Source organism: Thauera linaloolentis 47Lol = DSM 12138, from assembly GCF_000310205.1.
GTDB lineage: Bacteria > Pseudomonadota > Gammaproteobacteria > Burkholderiales > Rhodocyclaceae > Thauera > Thauera linaloolentis.
The window spans coordinates 1-1848 of record NZ_AMXE01000171.1; the positions used below are offsets into that span (position 1 = coordinate 1).

At 70.1% G+C, this 1848-nt stretch carries 2 protein-coding genes and 1 pseudogene; all 3 read left to right on the plus strand.

The window, feature by feature from the left end; genetic code table 11:
- Window positions 1-69 precede the first annotated feature (69 nt).
- A pseudogene (locus C666_RS21335) lies at window positions 70-195 on the plus strand (hypothetical protein); the annotation flags it as partial.
- A gap of 235 nt (window positions 196-430) precedes the next feature.
- Entirely contained in the window at window positions 431-1699 is a 1269-nt protein-coding gene (gene glgC, locus C666_RS18990) for a glucose-1-phosphate adenylyltransferase (RefSeq protein WP_004350105.1), read from the plus strand.
- Between the two features lie 15 nt (window positions 1700-1714).
- On the plus strand, window positions 1715-1848 hold a 134-nt coding region (locus C666_RS20070), incomplete at its 3' end, for a glycogen/starch synthase (protein WP_004350107.1).

A 1848-nucleotide genomic window follows, 5' to 3' on the forward strand; every position in this document is an offset into this window, starting at 1 on the left:
CCGGCACTGCGCATCAGCCGCTGGCTGGAGGCGCCGGGCGCAGCTGGCGGCGCGCCGAGCGCTCGATGGCTGCGGCCGGACGGCGGCGAACCGTCCACCGCCGACTGGCACGACACCGCCGACCGCGCTCTCGCCGTACGCCTGCACACCGGCAGGGCGGAAGACGCGGCGGTCCTCGTCCTGGCCAACCCGGCGCCGGGCGCACGCAGCTTCGTCCTGCCGCCGGGCGCATGGCGCCGCGTCTTCGACAGCGACGCCGGCGATGGTCGCCCGCGCCGGGACGGCCCCGCGCCATTCGATGCCGAATGCCCCGTCGCCGGCCGCAGCCTCAGCATCCTCGTCGATGCCGCGCCGCCGCACGCACAGCCCCCGTGCGCTGAAGCCGGCCGCCGGCGCACAGATCAGAACCGAACGAAGGGAGGGACGCCTCATGGACATCAACCGCAGTGTCGAAACCCGCAACCTCGCGCGCCGCACGCTGGCCCTGGTGCTGGCCGGCGGACGCGGCTCGCGGCTGCGCGCCCTGACCGACATGCGCGCCAAGCCGGCGGTGCATTTCGGCGGCAAGTTCCGCATCATCGACTTCGCCCTGTCGAACTGCATGAACTCGGGGCTGCGCCGCATCGGCGTCATCACGCAGTACAAGTCGCATTCGCTGCTGCGCCACATCCAGCGCGGCTGGAGCTTCCTGCGCAACGAGATGAACGAGTTCGTCGACCTGCTGCCGGCGCAGCAGCGGGTCGACGAGGAACAGTGGTACCAGGGCACCGCCGACGCGGTGTACCAGAACCTCGACATCATCCGCAATTCCCGTCCGCCCGAGTACATCGTCGTGCTCGCCGGCGACCACGTCTACAAGATGGACTACTCGATCATGCTCGCCGACCACGCCGCCTGCGGGCGCGGCGTCACCATCGGCTGCATCGAGGTTCCGCGCGACGAGGCCCGCGCCTTCGGCGTCATGGCGATCGACGGCCAGCGCCACATCACCGCCTTCGCCGAAAAGCCGGACGATCCGCCCTGCATGCCGGACAAGCCCGACATCTCGCTGGCGAGCATGGGCATCTACGTGTTCACCGCCGGCTACCTGTTCCGCCTGCTGGAAGAGGACGCGCGCAACCCGGACTCCAGCCACGACTTCGGCAAGGACATCATCCCCCGCGCGGTCGCCGAGCAACAGGCGTTCGCCCATCCCTTCGGCATGTCGGCGATCGCGACGCCGCCCTATTCCGGCCCCTACTGGCGCGACGTCGGCACCGTCGAGGCCTACTGGGCGGCCAACCTCGACCTCGCCTCGACCACGCCGGCGCTGAACATGTACGATCGCGACTGGCCGATCTGGACCTACCAGGAGCAATTGCCGCCCGCCAAGTTCGTGCATGATGTAGACGGCCGGCGCGGCGAGGCGCTCGATTCGCTGGTGTCGGGCGGCTGCATCGTGTCCGGCTCGGTGGTGCGCAATTCGGTGCTGTTCTCGAACGTGCTGGTGCGCTCGTACTGCGAGATCAACGAGGCCGTCGTCCTGCCCGACGTGCAAGTCAACCGCCACTGCCGCCTCAGGCGGGTGGTCATCGACCGCCGCTGCCGGCTGCCCGAAGGGCTGGTGATCGGCGAGGACCCCGAACTGGACGCGAAACGCTTCCACCGTACAGAGAACGGCGTCGTGCTGGTCACCCGGGACATGCTGGCGGCGCTATGAGATGAGGAACACACGATGCGAATCCTGCAGGTCTGCGCGGAGATCTTCCCCCTACTGAAGACGGGCGGCCTGGCCGACGTGGCCGGCGCGCTGCCGCCGGCCCTGCGCGCCCAGGGCGCCGACCCGCGCGTGCTGCTGCCGGGCTTCGG

Bases quoted from the DNA above. Each gene is read 5' to 3' on its own strand.
- glgC (WP_004350105.1), top strand. From the start codon at position 431: ATGGACATCAACCGCAGTGTCGAAACCCGCAACCTCGCGCGCCGCACG.